Source organism: Bordetella parapertussis (genome assembly GCF_020735925.1).
Lineage (GTDB): Bacteria > Pseudomonadota > Gammaproteobacteria > Burkholderiales > Burkholderiaceae_B > Bordetella > Bordetella pertussis.
Genome location: NZ_CP085971.1, coordinates 883,682 through 898,521, shown reverse-complemented (window position 1 = coordinate 898,521; position 14,840 = coordinate 883,682). Strand labels below are relative to the sequence as shown.

Sequence of the window (14,840 nt, the reverse complement as noted above, 5' to 3'; positions counted from 1 at the left end):
CCTCATTCCTTTGCCCCCGCTTTTCGCTTCTTGGCAGGTGCAGCCGAAGCGGTCATCTTGGTGTAAAGGTCGAACAGTTTTTCCAGCCGCTCGGTATCGTTCTTGAAGCGACGTCCGATGTAGATCCGCTCCAGCACTTCGTCGTTACGGTCATGCGCCGCCCGCAGGTCAGCGGGCATGTTCTCAGGGTCGTACAGGTCCGCGATGGTCGCGGGGAAGTGATGCTCCCGCGCCAGCAGGATGTCCTCCGCGCAGCGCGTGAGGTCGGCCTTGTTCTTCTCTGTTAGCGTTGGTACGGGGAACGTGTTCCAGCCCATTAGGTTTGAATAGCGAAAATCCGACTTCATTTTCCCGCAGACCGTCGCGATCCACACAATATGCAGTTTCGACATAAGAATTGATGCGTTCCACAATTCCGCATCAAAAAGACCGAAATTCAGATCGGTTATTATGTCTCCAGCAGGTATCAACCCCACGGAGAGATAGTCGCGATTTTCTGAAGAAATGCGAGGAATTGCGATGATCCGTTCGGTACCAAATTGGCGAATCTCGTCAAACCGATGCGGGGAGCTTGCTGCCTTCCTTGTGGCAATCTTGGGGCTAGCCAAACGCATTGCTTTCACAGCGTCAAGGCGTTGCGCTATTAACGGCAATGTCCTGCTCTTTTCTGCATCTCCATCCTTTATCCAGATGCAATATCGTTGTAAACCACGGATTAGCTCGGCTGACCCATAGATACGCCGGATGAATCCTCCCGCTTCGGAGCAGCAGCTTAAAATTCTTCTGGCTTCCTCACCTGACAGAAGCAAATTTCCGCCATCAACAGGGCTATTACCTCGATCCATGACTGCAACTTCAGAAAGTGGCGATGAACGCTTGACGATTTCAATATCGTCAGCGGCAACGAGGTAGCCATTGATGTTGGGTACGTTCGCCAATGTTGCGTCTGAAGTCCCCGAACTAGTGTAGAGGCGGCGATTGCTCGCGGCCTCCCTTGTGATACCGACAATAACTACAATCACGCCCGCATTGTGGCTCGCTAGATTGGCCCACTTGAACGGAGGTATATGCAAAATTTATCCGGTGGCCCAAACTTTGAATTAGCGGCCACAAAACAGGTACTTGCTGGCCTTGGCAAATGGAGTTGGTGGAGACGAAAGCGGCGGTGGATTGCGTGTGTGTTCCGTATTCGGCGGCTTTCATGAACCAGCCGGCCACGTAATCAAGCGATTTCCACGTTTTACAACGGTGGTCGAAGACGGCCCTGAGATCGGACTTCTGTTCGTCGGATTGCCAGGCGGAACCGAGATACGGAGGATTCCCGCAGACATACGTCTCGCCGCCTTCGTTCTGGAAGTCAATCTCGCCTTGATCGAGCGGCGTTTCAAAGAGGTCGTCCGCCTGCAACTTCACGCCCGTACCCGTCAGCGGGCAAACGCTCAACCAGTCCAGCCGCAGCGCGTTGCCACAGGTGATCCAGTTTTCATTGCGCAGGGGCAGAAACTCGGCCAGGGCCAGCTTCTGCCCCCGGTACAGCACGTCACACTGGTACTCGGCGATGACCAACGCAAGGCGGGCGATCTCCGCCGGGAAGTCGCGCAGCTCGATCCCGCGAAAATTGGTGACCGGGATTTCTGATGCTCGATCCGGCTCGCCACGCCGCTGGTTGATCTCGGCCTCGATGGCGCGCATTTCCTTGTAGGCGATCACCAGGAAGTTGCCCGAACCGCAGGCCGGGTCGAAGACCCTGATCCTGGCGATGCGCTTGCGCAGGTTGAGCAACATGCGGGCGTTATCACCCGCTTCCTCCAGCTTCCCCCACAGGTCGTCAAGAAACAGCGGATTCAGCACCTTCAGGATGTTGGGGACACTGGTGTAGTGCATCCCCAGCTCGCCGCGCTCCTCGTCCTCGGCAACGGCCTGGATCATCGAGCCGAAGATGTCAGGGTTGATCTTGGTCCAGTCCAGCCCGCCGACGTGCAACAGGTAGGACCGGGCGATCTTGCTGAATCGCGGCACCTCGTCACCGCCGGAGAACAACTGCCCGTTGACGTAAGGGAAGTCTTCGGCCCAACGGGGAATCTTGGCGACAGCCCGGTCCTCGCGCTTGGTATTCATGGCGCGGAACAACGTGGCGAGAACCTCGTGCGTGTTCGACGAGTCCCTGGCACTCATTTGCGCGACGGTTTCGGTGAAGCGGCCCTTGCCGACGAAGATGTCGGTGTCCTCGGCGAAGAAACAGAAGATCAGCCGCGCCATGAGCTTGTTCATGTCATGGCGACGCTCCGCTGTGCCCCAGGTAGGGTTGTCTTTCAACAATTCAACGTACAGCCGGTTCAGGCGACTGGTAGCCCGGATGTCGAAAGCGTTTTCACTGATCTGGCGGACGGTGCTGATGCCCGCCAGCGGCAGGAAGAAGCCGAAGTGGTCGGGAAAGTCCTTGAAGGCACAGGCGACGGTCTCGCCGCTGGTCAGGTCTTCGGCCTCGAAGTCCGCGCCGTCCGTGGCGAGGATGAACTTCGCCTTGGCCTTGCCCGTCGCCGGGCTGGCCTTGAGAGCGGCCAGCGTCTGCGTCACCCGCCCAGCGTCGCACGTCAGAATGTGGATGTTACTGGTCTGGAGAACGCCGCCGAGGTCGGACTTGTTCGACGCCCCGGCGCGCAGGCGCTTGATGGTCGTCGTCTTGTTGCCAAAGGCTTCCAGGAAGGCGTAGGCGAACTCGGCGGGGTCAAAGGGCTGCTCCGCGAGGTCGGTGATGGCTTGTTCGATTTCTACGGCATTCATGGGCGCGCAGCCCTCTCTCTGAACGATTCCGCCTGGCTGCTGCTGTTCTGCGGGGTGCTCATGTCTTGTCCTGCGTTTTTTCGGCTATCTGCGCGGCAATCCAGCGATCCAATTCGCTGCGACGAAACCGCCAGGTGCCGCCCAGCTTGAATTCCGGTATCTCCCCCCGCTGGGCCAGCCGGTACACAGTCTTCTTCCCTGCCTTGAGGTAGACCGCCACTTCATCCAGCGTAAGAATTTCGTCTTCGGCTTAGAGGTGTTCTAATGCTATTTGGTGCCGGTCTATGCCATACGCAGCCTCACTCCCACTCAATCGTCGCAGGCGGCTTGCTCGATACGTCGTACACCACCCGGTTGATGCCGCGCACTTCGTTGATGATGCGCGAGGAGACGCGCGCCAGCAGCGGGTGCGGCAGAGGCGCCCAGTCGGCGGTCATGAAGTCGAAGGTCTGTACGGCGCGCAGGGCGACGACGTACTCGTAGGTGCGGCCGTCACCCATGACGCCGACCGATTTGACCGGCAGGAACACGGCGAAGGCTTGCGAGGTGAGTTCGTACCAGGTCAGGCCGCTGGCCGGGTCCTTGGCGTTGCGCAGTTCCTCGATGAAGATGGCGTCGGCGCGGCGCAGCAGTTCGGCGTACTCGTGCTTGACTTCGCCCAGGATGCGCACGCCCAGGCCGGGGCCGGGGAACGGGTGGCGGTAGACCATCTGCGGCGGCAGGCCCAGGGCCACGCCCAGTTCGCGCACTTCGTCCTTGAACAGTTCGCGCAGCGGCTCGAGCAGTTGCAGGTTGAGCGTATCGGGCAGGCCGCCGACGTTGTGGTGCGATTTGATCGAGGTGGCCTTGCCGGTCTTGGCGCCGGCCGATTCGATGACGTCGGGGTAGATGGTGCCTTGCGCCAGCCATTTGGCGCCCTGCAGTTTGCCGGCTTCGTCCTGGAAGACTTCGACGAATTCGCGGCCGATGATCTTGCGCTTGGCTTCGGGGTCGGCGACGCCGGTCAGCTTGCCCATGAACTGGCTGGTGGCGTCGACATGGACGATCTTGACGCCCATGTTCTCGGCGAAGGTCTGCATGACCTGTTTGCCTTCGTCCAGGCGCAGCAGGCCGTGGTCGACGAAGACGCAGGTGAGCTGGTCGCCGATGGCGCGGTGAATGAGCGCGGCGGCCACCAAGGAGTCCACGCCGCCGGACAGGCCGAGGATGACTTCGTCGCTGCCGACCTGTTCGCGGATGCGGGCGACCGCTTCCGAGATGTAGTCGGGCATGTTCCAGTCGCCCTCGCAGCCGCAGATGTCCTTGACGAAGCGCGCCAGCATGGCCTTGCCCTGGACGGTGTGGGTGACTTCGGGGTGGAACTGCACGGCGTAGAAGCCACGGTCCTCGTCGGCCATGCCGGCGATGGGGCAGGAGGCGGTGGAGGCCATCAGCTTGAAGCCGGGCGGCAGTTCGGTGACTTTGTCGCCATGGCTCATCCACACCTTGAGCATGCCGTGGCCTTCGTCGGTGGTGAAGTCGGCCAGGCCGTCGAGCAGTTTGGTGTGGCCATGGGCGCGCACTTCGGCGTAGCCGAATTCGCGGTGGTCGCTGAAGCTGACGGTGCCGCCCAGTTGCTGGGCCATGGATTGCATGCCGTAGCAGATGCCCAGCACGGGCACGCCGACTTCGAACACGGCCGCCGGCACGCGCATCGAGCCCTCTTCGTAGGCCGATGCGTGGCTGCCCGAGAGGATGATGCCTTTGAGGCCCTGCGCGACCTGGTCGCGCACGAAGGCGTCGTCGACGTCGCCGGCGTGGATTTCGGAGTAGACGCCGGCTTCGCGGACGCGGCGGGCGATCAGCTGGGTGACTTGCGAACCGTAGTCAAGAATGAGGATGCGCTGGTGCATGGAGATTCTGCCGGTTGGAAATAAAAGCGCACCGGCCAGAACCTGGCGGGCTCTGCCGGTGCGCGATGCATTGCGTGATGATGACTGGCCCCGGGGTCAGTCGGCGCGGTAGTTCGGCGCCTCCTTGGTGATCTGCACGTCGTGGACATGCGATTCGCGTACGCCGGCGGAGGTGATTTCGACGAACTGCGTCTTGGTGCGCATGTCGTCGATGCTGGCGCAGCCGCAGTAGCCCATCGAGGCGCGGATGCCGCCCACCAGCTGGTAGATGATGGCCAGCACGCTGCCCTTGTAGGGCACGCGGCCTTCGATGCCTTCGGGCACCAGCTTGTCGGCGTTGTTGGCGGGATCCTGGAAGTAGCGGTCGGCCGAGCCGTCGGCCATCGCGCCCAGGCTGCCCATGCCGCGGTACGACTTGTACGAGCGGCCCTGGAACAGCACGACTTCGCCGGGGGCTTCCTCGGTGCCGGCGAACATGCCGCCCATCATGCAGGCGAACGCGCCGGCGGCCAGCGCCTTGGCGACGTCGCCCGAGTAGCGGATGCCGCCGTCGGCGATGAGGGGCACGCCGGTGCCTTCGAGGGCCTTGGCCACGTCGGAGATGGCGCTGATCTGGGGCACGCCCACACCGGCCACGATGCGCGTGGTGCAGATGGAGCCCGGGCCGATGCCGACCTTGACGCCGTCGGCGCCGGCTTCGACCAGCGCGCGCGCGGCGGCGGCGGTGGCGATGTTGCCGCCGATGACTTCGACCTTGGGGTAGTTCTGCTTGACCCAGCGCACGCGCTCGAGCACGCCGGCCGAGTGGCCGTGCGCGGTGTCGACGATGATGACGTCGACGCCGGCGGCCACGAGTTTCTCGACCCGCTCTTCGGTGCCGGCGCCCACGCCCACGGCCGCGCCCACGCGCAGCTGGCCCTGGCTGTCCTTGCAGGCGTAGGGGTGTTCGGTGTTCTTGACGATGTCCTTGACGGTGGCCAGGCCGCGCAGCTCGAAGGCGTCGTTGACGATGAGCACGCGCTCGAGGCGGTGCTTGTGCATCAGCGCCTGGGCTTCGTCGAGGGTGGCGCCTTCCTTCATGGTGACCAGACGGTCCTGCGGCGTCATGATGTTGCGCAGGGGCTGGTCGAGGCGGTCTTCGAAACGCAGGTCGCGGTTGGTGACGATGCCGACCAGCTTGCGCCCCTCGACCACCGGCAGGCCCGAGATGCCATGCTGGCGCTGCAGCGCGATGGCGTCGCGCACCTTCATGTCGGGGGTGACGGTAACCGGGTCGATGACGATGCCGAATTCGTGGCGCTTGACGCGCGCGACTTCCTTGGCCTGGTCATCGGCCGACAGATTCTTGTGGATGATCCCTATCCCGCCTTCCTGCGCCATGGCGATGGCCAGGCGCGCTTCGGTCACGGTGTCCATGGCGGCGGACACGAGCGGAATGTTCAGGGTGATGTTGCGGGTAAGGCGGGTGGTCAGCGAGGTGTCGCGCGGCAACACTTCGGAGTAAGCAGGCACCAGCAACACGTCGTCGAAGGTGAGTGCTTTTTGAACGAGACGCATGGGAGACTCCGGGCGCAAAGCAAGATTATACGCCGGCTGTAAGAAGTTACTAGTAGGAACCCTAGGTTCCGGGGGGAATTTTGCCGGGTGTACGCCCGCGGCAACAGTGCCCGCCCTCTGCGCTGGTGTCGCGGCCTATTTTTACCCGGATCATATTGACATTCTATATTTACCCGGGCAATATTTGCATCATTACATTTTTACCCGGATCAAATATCCATCATGACGACTCCCATGCCTGTCTATGCCGCCTTCGCCGGCCATGCCCTGCTGGCGGCCGGCCCGCTGGCCGAGGTGGCGCTGGCGGCGCGGCGCGCCGCCGATGGCGATGCCGGCGCCGCAGTGTTCATTTACGAGGATGCCACCGGACGCGCCATCGATGTGGACACCCGGGGCACCGACGCGGAAATCGTCGCGCGCCTGCCGCTGCCGACGCCCGTCGAGCCCGAGGCCGAGGCCGAGCCGGAGGGTAGCCCTGCCCGGCCGCGCGGCCGGGGCCGGCCCAGGCTGGGCGTGGTGGCGCGCGAAGTGACGCTGCTGCCGCGTCACTGGGATTGGCTGGCCGGACAGCCCGGCGGCGCCTCGGTGGCGTTGCGCAAGCTGGTCGAGCAGGCGCGCCGCGAGCATGCCGGCGCCGACGCGCTGCGCCGCGGACGCGATGCCGCCTATACCTTCATGAGCGCGGCGGCGGGCAACCTGCCCGGCTTCGAGGAAGCCGTCCGCGCACTGTATGCCGGCGACGCCGAGCGGCTGGCTGCGCACATGGCCGGCTGGCCGGCCGATGTGCGCGCCTACGCCCTGCGCCTGGCCGGCGCGGCGGACCTGCCGGCCTAGAACGCCAGGCGGTAGGTGGCGGCCAGCCAGTACGACGGCATGCTGCTGTGCGTGGTCGTGTTGAGCATCAGCGAGGCCGTGCCCAGGCCCACCGGCGCCTGCACGCCCGCGCCGAAGCGCAGCCAGTTGCGCTGGGTGGAGGCGCCGTCCAGCTCGAACGGCATCAGGCCGATCACCTGGCCGCTGGCGCCGGAGTTATGGCTTTCGAAGCGATGGGAGGCTTCCACCGTGCCCAGCAGCTGCACGTTGCCGCCCACCTGCACGGTCGCGTCCACGCCCAGCCGCGCCACGTTGGCGTGGTCGGTGCGCGCATCCCAGCGCGCCGGGAAGCCGCCGCCATGCTCGGTATAGCTGCCCACGCGGGTACGGATGTAGCTGTAGTCCAGGTACGGGGTCAACGCGGCGCGCTCCCAGGCCAGCGCGTCGCGCCAGTCCAGCCGCAGGCGCGCGGCCGTGGTGCGCAGCGAGGCCTTGCCGCTGCTGCGGTCGTCCACGCCGGCGTTCAGGTAGCCGCGCCGCACGTTGAGGTCGCCATCGGCATACAGCGCGCTGGCGGTCAGCCACAGCGGCGTGCTGGGCAGGTTCCACAGCAGTTCGGGCATGACGTAGGTCTGCCTGGCCGTGCTCTTGCCGTCGTACTCCAGATACTGGCGCATGTTGCCGCCGCCCACGGCCAGGTTCAGCTGCACCTGTTCGTTGAAGCGATACGACAGGCCCGCCTCGCCCACCGCGGCGATGCCGTCCTGGCCGCCGTGCTCGGTACGGCCCCAATCGCCGGTGGTCCACATGCCGACCTTGCCGGCGGGCACCAGGCTGCGCAAGGGCGAGCCGTGCGCGCCGTGCAGCAGCATGTCGGTGGAGCTGGTCAGGCTGGCCGGCAGCGCGGCGGTCCCGCCCAGGCTGGAAGCGAACTCGCGCAGCGTGATCAGGCCGCCTCCGCCGGGCTGGCTGCCCGGTTGGCCGCCAGGCTGGGGAGCGGGCTCGCCGCCGCCGGGCGAAACGGGATCGGGCACCTTGTCGGCGGGTGTGCGTGCCACGAAGGTGTCACCGTTTTGCATCATGCCCATGACGATGGTGCCGTCGGCGTTGACGGCGAGCGCACGCCAGGTCTGGCCATCGGCAATCGTATAGCCGTGGCCGCGCAGCCATTGCTCGACGGTGAGCATGCCGCCTGCCTGGGTCCAGCGGAATGCGCTCTGCTCGGTGAGCAAGCCGATGCCGGTGCGATCGACGTAGCCCACCACGACGCTGCCGTCCGCGTTGACGGCGCTGGCGAACGACTGCCCTGCCTCGCCGCCGGCGATGGTGCCCAGGTTGGCCGAGCCGCCCGCCTGCGTCCAGCGGAAGGCGCGCGCCCCGCCAAAGCTGCTGCCGTACGCGGTTCCCACCACCACCGAGCCATCGCTATTGGTGGCCGCTGCGCGCGACGACGTACCGCCGGCGACATGCGGCAGCAAGTCAATGCCGTCGGTGGCGGTCCAGCGGTAGGCGTTCGGGGTGATCAGCGCGCCATCAGTGTATACATCGCCCACCACGACCTTGCCGTCGGCGCTTATGCCGCTGGCCAGCGCAAACGAATAGGACTCGAATCCGCTCAACGTCTGGACGCCTGTCGCCTGCGTCCAACGGAACGGACGGCGCTCTCCCGCACCATCCCATGTCAGCCACCCGACCACCACGCTGCCGTCGGCGCTCACGCCCGAGGCGTACGATTGCGTGGCGCCGTCCGTGCCTACGCCCAGGGGCTGGAACCAACTGCCATTGTCCCACCGCACGGCCTGCGACAGCCCCCCGCTGACCACCACCCCCACCCCGACGCTGCCATCCTGGCTGAGCGCGTGAAAGCTGCTCCTGTCGCCCGCGATGACGTAATACGGAAAGGGATTGGACAGCGGCCACATCGCCGCGTGCGGACCGAGTCCGGGCACGGACCCGGTGCCGGCCAGGACTGTCGCGTCGCTGCTCATGGCCATGGGAATGAAAGTCGTGCCCATGGGTACCGCCAGTTGGTGCATCCCCATGCCGACGGTGGCCGGCGGCAAGGCCGGCGCGGCGCTTGCCAGTCCGTGGCATGCGGCCAGCGCCAGGCTGGCCATGACGGGCCGCAGACGCGGCACGCCGCACCGCACGTATTCAACTACCTGCTTCTTCATGAAACCCCTCTGTCCGGCTCCCTGGCCGGAACTGTTGTCTGCCGGCCCTCAGGCCTGGAACGCTGTGTGGAAAAGGCCGCCGACCGGAATGGCCGGCGCACCGCAAGACCCGGCGCGGCCGTGCGCGGATTTCGCATGGCACAGCGCGCCGTACGGTGCCGCGTTGCTGCGGCATCGGAAATGGAAAACAGGATGGATGTCGCCGGCGCGGCGCGCCCCCGGCAATGGGGCGCCTGACGCCGGCATGCGCTACTCCGGTGGGGCCTGCACCGACTGCGCCAGCGTGACCAGCTCTACCTGGCGGTGGCAATCGGTCTTGCGCAGCAGGTTCTTGAGATGGCCGCGCACGGTCTGCTCGCTCAGGTCGGCGCGCAGCGCGTAGCCCTTGACGGTCAGGCCCTGGGCCAGCGCATGCGCCAGGCGCGCCTCGGCAAGCGTGACGCCCAGCGCCTGCCGCAGCAGGTCGGGCGGCGCCACGTCGGTTTGCGCGCCGGCGCCGATCGACAGCATGGCCAGCGGCACGCCGCGCCAGGCCAGCAAGGGATGGCCGGCCTTCAACGGCAGCACCGAAACCGCCACCGGACCTTGAGGGGTGTGCACCATGAAGGCCCCGGCGCACGACGGCTCGCCGCGCGCGCAGGCGCCGGCCAGCGCCTGCTGGAAACGCGCCTGCACCGGCGCGTCGGCAAAGCGCCAGGTATCGTGGCGCACGCGGCACAGCGCGCCGGCCGCGGCCAGCGCGCGCGCAGCCGGATTGGCGTACTGCACGGCTGCCTGCGCATCGAGCACCACGATGCCCTGGCGCAACGCATCCAGCGCGGCCAGTCCGAACCCGGCCCGGTCCTGCAGGCCGGCCACGCGTGCGCGCAGCGCGCTGGCGCGCGCCAGGTGCGGCAGCGCGCGCTGGCACAGGGCGATCTCGGAGGCGCGGAACATGCCGTCTTCGCGGGCGCGCATGATGCCGATCACTTCCTTGCGCGAGCCGTCCTCGCGCAGCGTCAGGCCCACGGTGTGGCGCAGCCCCACCGACGGCAGCCAGTCGCTGTAGATGGCGCTGGAAGACATGGCCGAAGTATCGAAGCGCTCGTGGTCGATCACCATGCTGCCGGCCGGCATGGCCAGCACCGCGTGCATGCGCTCGTCGGTGCGGGCATAGTGCTGCTCGTACTCGCGCGCCTTGTCCTGCGGGGCCTCGAACGTGGCCAATCCGTCGGAGACCGCGCCGTTGGCGCAGTCGACGGTCATCTGGTGGAAAAAGGCCGCGCCCATGCGCGCGCGCAGCAACTCTACGCCCGCGTACCAATCCCCGCTATCGACGATACCGTCGTACAGGAGCTGGGTAATGGCATCCGCGTCGGCATGCAGCGTGGCGTCCATGGGGCGATCCGGGAGGGGCGATAGAAATACGGCGCGATATGCCGTAAAGATACACCATTGTTGCAACGAAAGTAACGCATAGTTGCATTGATGTAACACCAAAAATATCATTCACTATTGCCCGCGCTTGGGACGCACAGCAACACATTACCGCTATATCAGCCGCTTGGAAGGTTGGCTCGGCGATAAAGTAAATATATGTTACTTTGATGATGTTACACCCTCTGGCGGCCTAGGTCGCTGTGTACAGCCGGACCGCGGGCCCTGTCACTTATACCGCCCTCGGCCGGCCAAGCATCCATGGAGGCTGCAATGGGTTGGTTGACCGACAATTTTGGCGCACCAGCAACGGCGACAAGCGAAGTGGAGGCGGCACCCGCCTATCACATCTATCGTGCACATGCAGTTCAGGCCCGTCAGGTAGACGAACTCATCGGCCTGGTAAAAGGCGTGCTGGCCGATGGCGCAATATGCCAGGAAGAAGTTGCCTTTCTGCTGCGATGGATGCAGACCAATCAGGATGCATCGAACAAGTGGCCCGCAAAGGCCCTTTATCCACGCATTGCTGCGGCGCTGGCCGACGGGCATATGGATGCGATGGAAGAAGCCGAGATCATGGCGCTACTGCTGGCAACCGTGGGGAGCGAAGACGCTGCGGGGCAGCCCGCCATCAACAAGAGCACAGCTCTGCCGTTGTGCAGTCCCGTACCGGATATTCATTTCGACGCACATACTTTCTGCTTCACTGGAAAATTTACGAGCGGCACGCGGGACTGGTGCTCGCAACAAGTAGTGGAGCGCGGCGGCTCCAGCTTGAGCAATGTCACCAAGAAGCTGGACTATCTAGTCATTGGCGAACTGGGCAATCCCGACTGGCTCCACTCAACTTTCGGGTTGAAAATCAAGAAGGCAGTGGATTACCGGAGTTCAGGCGTCGCGCTGCGCATCATCAGCGAACAGGCTTGGTACGAGCATCTGCTGTCATGAAGCCCACGGACGCGCTGCACATACCGGCCACAGAGCCACGTCGCGAAGGATTGACAACCGCCCAACGCTGGCACGGGCCCGACTCAGGATTGATCGCCTGTTGGGAGCGCGGACGAGACAAGGCCCTGGAAGATCCCAGTCTGGCACAACGTGCGCGAAGCGGCGAACTACCTGTCCTTCCCTGGCGTGGTGGCGGCGACAAAGCATTGAAAACCGCTGCGCGCTACGGCACCTATCAATACTTGGCAATGTGGCTAGGACTGCGGGGGGAGGATTTACACATCGATCCGACGCACGAGACCACCCGTACGTGCACACGCCACGGCACGACTGTCACGTTCACCTCGGATATCAACAAATTCTGTCCAGTCAGTGCCGACAAGGACGAAATGCCAATATCGGTCGCCGAGACTCGCAGCAGTTGATCATTACAAGTAGCGTCGGAGCGTGGTACGACCTCCTATGCCCGGATATACCTCCAGCCCTCTTCCTGCAGCAGCGCGAGCGCCAGCACCGCCGCCTGGGGCAGCGCGCGCAGGGGCGCGCGCGCCGGCCGCTCCAGGCGGGCCAGCGTATTGGGGCACAGCCAGGTATGCGCATCGGCCGGATGAGGCGGCGCATCCAGCGCGGCCGCGACCGCCGCGGCGTTGGCGACGATGCGCACTTGCGCGCCGGGCGCCTCCTTGAGCAGGTTGGCGGCATTGTTGCGGGCGCGTTCGAGCGCGCCCGCGGTGGGGGCATGCAGCAGCACGCGCACGCACGGGGCGGCCGTCATCACAAGGCCCCGAAAAGCTGCGGCAACAGCGCCGGCGGCGCGCCGGTGCGCTTGCGCACGCGGCCGCCCTGCTCGCGCCAGACGATGGCCGGCGTGGCGCGCAGGCCCCATTGCGCCATCAGCGTTTCGTTGGCGTTGAGCCGTGCCGCAATCTCGGCCGGGATGTCGGCCAGCGGCTGGATGCCGCGTTCGTCCAGGGGTTTGCGTTCGCCCGCGGCCAGGGCGCGCGTGTTGCTGGCGACGTGGCCGGCCTCGTGGTCGTGCAGGGCCTTGGCCGGATCGGGCGCGGCCAGGATGGCGGCCGCCTTGCCTTCGCTGCTGGCGGTCAGGATGCCGACCGGGATATGCCGCAGCTGCACCTTGCCGGCCTCGACCCAGGGCCGCGCATCGGCCCACAGCTTGTTGCAGTACGGGCAGTTGGGGTCGGTGAATACGTACACGATACGCGCCGCGCCGGCCTTGCCATCGGCCACCCAGGCGCTTTGCTCCAGCGCGCTCCACAGCTTGTCCGACAGCGCGGGCTCGATGGCCTGCTCGAGCGCGGCCTGGGTCACGTCGCGACCTTCGGCGTCGAACATGGTGCCGACGATGACATGCTTGCCATCGGGCGTGGCGTACAGCGCGACCGGACGGTCGCCGGCGTGCGCGGCCCAGGCGGTCAGCCCGCCGGGCGCGGGAAAGGTGCCGAGGATTTCAATGCCGTGCTGGGCCAGCGCCGCGACGGGCGCCGGCGGCTGCTGGGCCTGCGCGGCGCCGGCGGCCAGCACGGCGCCGGCGAGCACGGCGCAGGCGCACCGCAAACCGGCGGCCGCGCGCGGCAGGATGGGATCGGACATGACGGACGGACTCCTTGAAACGGGAAAGATCAGGGTGCGGGGCGCAACGCGCCCAGGCGCTGGACCAGGCTGGCCTGCGACAGTTCGCCCAGCCGCGTGTCGACCAGGCGCCCTTGCGCATCGAAGAACAGGGTGGCGGGCAAGGCGCGGTGGCCGAAATACGCGCCGGCCTGCGCGCCGGGGTCGAGCAGTACGTTGCGCAGCGGCATGCCGAGTTCCCGCAGGTAGGCGTTGACCTGTTGCGCGCTCTCGCCCTGGTTGACGAAAACGAAGTGCACGTCGGGCCGGGCCGCCTGCATGCGTTGCAGCATGGGCATCTCGCGCCGGCACGGCGGACACCAGCTGGCCCAGAGGTTCAGCACCACGGGCTGGCCGGCGAAGGCGGCCAGGCTGCGCGGCGCGCCGTCGGGCGTCGCCAGCTGCAGCGGCGGCATGGCCTTGATGGCCGCGGGTGCGCCGATGCCCAGCACGGCCGCCCCGACTGTCCATGCCAAGGTGGCGGCCGCCAGGCCGGCCAGCAGCGGCCGGCGCCGTGGCCCGCGGCGCCGGGCGAACCACAGGCCGCAGGCCCAGGCGCCGGCGAAACCGGCCCAGGCCAGCCAGCCACCGTCGCGGATGTCCAGCACGTCCCATGGCGATTGCAGATAGGCCTCGCGGTGGCGCCAGACGAACGCCAGCCGCGCCGCCAGCAGCCCGGCCAGCAGCACCCGCATCAGCGGCATCTCGCCCGCGCCGGCACTGCCGGCCTGCCAGCGCGCCGCCAGGCTGCCTGCCGCCACGCAGGCCAGCATCAGCAGCAAGGCGGTCGGCAGCATCAGGGGGCCGAGCTGCACCATCGCGCTCATGCCTGCCACCCCGTGCGCCACAGCAGCACCCCGGCCACGACCACGCACACCAGCGCAAACAGCTGCTGCAGGCGCGCGGTGGGCAGGCGCGGCGCGAGCGCGCGGCCCAGCACCATGCCCAGCACCGCGGCGGCGACGAAGGTCCAGGCGGCCGCGCCGAGCGTCAGGCCGTCGGCCACGGCATGGCCGACGGTGACCGCCGAAATAAGCGCGATGACCATCAGCGAGGTGGAAACGATGGCGTGCATCGGGGCGTCGCTGAACTGGCGCAGCGCCGGCACGATGATGAAGCCCCCGCCCACGCCCAGCAGGCCGGTGAACAGCCCCGAAATCGCCCCGATGCCGCCCAGCGTGGCGGCGGCGCGGGGCGTCCAGGCGAATTTGCCGGTTTGCGGCGAGATGTGGCAGGGCCGCTCGGCCTGCGCCTGGGCGCCGGCCGGCGCAGCCAGCGACTGGCGCAGCATGCGGCCGGCAACCAGCAGCATGACCATGGCGAACAGGCCGCTCAGCCAGGGGCCGGGCGCCAGCCGGGCCAACTGGGCGCCCCAGGGCGCCGCCAGGCCGCCGACGACGGACATCAGTGCGGCGGCCTTGTAGCGCACCGTGCCGCGGCGCAGGCCTTCGGCGCTGCCGACCGCGGCGGCCAGCCCGACCGCCATCAGGGCGACCGGCGCGGCCTGGGGCATGTCCATGCCCAGGCCCAGCACCAGCGCCGGCACCGCCAGGATGCCGCCGCCCGCCCCTGTCAGCCCCAGGGTCAGGCCTATCAATATGCCCAGGAATCCGCCTGCCATGCCGCC

At 66.5% G+C, this 14,840-nt stretch carries 12 protein-coding genes and 1 pseudogene; 3 read left to right on the top strand and 10 right to left on the bottom strand.

Features of this window, described 5'->3' with window-relative positions:
• Positions 1 to 2: 2 nt before the first annotated feature.
• The 4 genes and pseudogenes from LK409_RS04215 to guaB form a co-directional block, all read right to left on the bottom strand.
• A pseudogene (locus LK409_RS04215) lies at positions 3 to 2,784 on the bottom strand (class I SAM-dependent DNA methyltransferase).
• 58 nt (positions 2,785 to 2,842) lie between these two features.
• The gene (locus LK409_RS04210) at positions 2,843 to 3,022 is read right to left on the bottom strand and encodes a helix-turn-helix domain-containing protein (RefSeq protein ID WP_041937137.1); all 180 of its coding nucleotides are present in this window, start codon (positions 3,020 to 3,022) and stop codon (positions 2,843 to 2,845) included.
• A gap of 61 nt (positions 3,023 to 3,083) precedes the next feature.
• Positions 3,084 to 4,676 carry a glutamine-hydrolyzing GMP synthase gene (gene guaA / locus LK409_RS04205; RefSeq protein WP_010927932.1) on the bottom strand — a complete coding sequence of 531 codons (1,593 nt, stop codon included), beginning with the start codon at positions 4,674 to 4,676 and terminating at the stop codon, positions 3,084 to 3,086.
• A 96-nt stretch (positions 4,677 to 4,772) separates the two neighbouring features.
• The gene (guaB, locus tag LK409_RS04200) at positions 4,773 to 6,233 is read right to left on the bottom strand and encodes an IMP dehydrogenase (RefSeq protein ID WP_003812368.1); all 1,461 of its coding nucleotides are present in this window, start codon (positions 6,231 to 6,233) and stop codon (positions 4,773 to 4,775) included.
• 222 nt (positions 6,234 to 6,455) lie between these two features.
• On the opposite strand from guaB, the gene LK409_RS04195 reads away from it, so the two are divergent.
• Positions 6,456 to 7,067, top strand: a complete 612-nt coding sequence (locus tag LK409_RS04195) for a DUF2239 family protein (protein ID WP_010927931.1) — start codon at positions 6,456 to 6,458, stop codon at positions 7,065 to 7,067.
• Here the strand turns inward: LK409_RS04195 and LK409_RS04190 are convergent.
• Positions 7,064 to 9,220 (bottom strand): BB2324 family autotransporter, encoded by a 2,157-nt coding sequence (locus LK409_RS04190; RefSeq protein ID WP_010927930.1) that lies wholly within the window; start codon positions 9,218 to 9,220, stop codon positions 7,064 to 7,066. The two genes, LK409_RS04195 and LK409_RS04190, sit on opposite strands and share 4 nt — an antisense overlap.
• A gap of 249 nt (positions 9,221 to 9,469) precedes the next feature.
• Complete coding sequence (locus tag LK409_RS04185; protein ID WP_003812374.1) at positions 9,470 to 10,597, bottom strand: helix-turn-helix transcriptional regulator; 1,128 nt, start codon at positions 10,595 to 10,597, stop codon at positions 9,470 to 9,472.
• 312 nt (positions 10,598 to 10,909) lie between these two features.
• On the opposite strand from LK409_RS04185, the gene LK409_RS04180 reads away from it, so the two are divergent.
• Both LK409_RS04180 and LK409_RS04175 read left to right on the top strand, forming a co-directional pair.
• Positions 10,910 to 11,584, top strand: coding sequence for a BRCT domain-containing protein (locus LK409_RS04180; RefSeq protein ID WP_003812376.1), 675 nt, complete (start codon positions 10,910 to 10,912; stop codon positions 11,582 to 11,584).
• A complete protein-coding gene (locus LK409_RS04175) occupies positions 11,581 to 12,009 on the top strand; it encodes a hypothetical protein (RefSeq protein ID WP_076879801.1) in 429 nt (142 codons plus the stop codon). The genes LK409_RS04180 and LK409_RS04175 overlap by 4 nt, the downstream gene beginning before the upstream one ends.
• A gap of 35 nt (positions 12,010 to 12,044) precedes the next feature.
• Here LK409_RS04175 and LK409_RS04170 read toward each other — a convergent pair whose 3' ends face one another.
• From LK409_RS04170 to LK409_RS04155, 4 genes are read right to left on the bottom strand one after another with little or no spacing between them, the layout of a single operon-like run.
• Positions 12,045 to 12,362 carry a hypothetical protein gene (locus tag LK409_RS04170; protein WP_003812378.1) on the bottom strand — a complete coding sequence of 106 codons (318 nt, stop codon included), beginning with the start codon at positions 12,360 to 12,362 and terminating at the stop codon, positions 12,045 to 12,047.
• Positions 12,359 to 13,195: a thiol:disulfide interchange protein DsbG gene (dsbG, locus tag LK409_RS04165; protein ID WP_010927929.1), complete on the bottom strand. Its 837-nt coding sequence runs from the start codon at positions 13,193 to 13,195 to the stop codon at positions 12,359 to 12,361. Before dsbG ends, LK409_RS04170 begins: the two co-directional genes overlap by 4 nt.
• A gap of 29 nt (positions 13,196 to 13,224) precedes the next feature.
• Positions 13,225 to 14,040, bottom strand: coding sequence for a TlpA family protein disulfide reductase (locus LK409_RS04160; RefSeq protein ID WP_010927928.1), 816 nt, complete (start codon positions 14,038 to 14,040; stop codon positions 13,225 to 13,227).
• A complete protein-coding gene (locus LK409_RS04155; protein WP_010927927.1) occupies positions 14,037 to 14,834 on the bottom strand; it encodes a sulfite exporter TauE/SafE family protein in 798 nt (265 codons plus the stop codon). The genes LK409_RS04160 and LK409_RS04155 overlap by 4 nt, the downstream gene beginning before the upstream one ends.
• Between the last annotated feature and the right edge of the window lie 6 nt (positions 14,835 to 14,840).

Coding starts and splice junctions, on each gene's coding strand:
- guaA (WP_010927932.1), bottom strand. CDS start 4,676: ATGCACCAGCGCATCCTCATTCTTGACTACGGTTCGCAAGTCACCCAG.
- guaB (WP_003812368.1), bottom strand. CDS start 6,233: ATGCGTCTCGTTCAAAAAGCACTCACCTTCGACGACGTGTTGCTGGTG.
- LK409_RS04195 (WP_010927931.1), top strand. CDS start 6,456: ATGACGACTCCCATGCCTGTCTATGCCGCCTTCGCCGGCCATGCCCTG.
- LK409_RS04190 (WP_010927930.1), bottom strand. CDS start 9,220: ATGAAGAAGCAGGTAGTTGAATACGTGCGGTGCGGCGTGCCGCGTCTG.
- LK409_RS04185 (WP_003812374.1), bottom strand. CDS start 10,597: ATGGACGCCACGCTGCATGCCGACGCGGATGCCATTACCCAGCTCCTG.
- LK409_RS04180 (WP_003812376.1), top strand. CDS start 10,910: ATGGGTTGGTTGACCGACAATTTTGGCGCACCAGCAACGGCGACAAGC.
- LK409_RS04175 (WP_076879801.1), top strand. CDS start 11,581: ATGAAGCCCACGGACGCGCTGCACATACCGGCCACAGAGCCACGTCGC.
- dsbG (WP_010927929.1), bottom strand. CDS start 13,195: ATGTCCGATCCCATCCTGCCGCGCGCGGCCGCCGGTTTGCGGTGCGCC.
- LK409_RS04160 (WP_010927928.1), bottom strand. CDS start 14,040: ATGAGCGCGATGGTGCAGCTCGGCCCCCTGATGCTGCCGACCGCCTTG.
- LK409_RS04155 (WP_010927927.1), bottom strand. CDS start 14,834: ATGGCAGGCGGATTCCTGGGCATATTGATAGGCCTGACCCTGGGGCTG.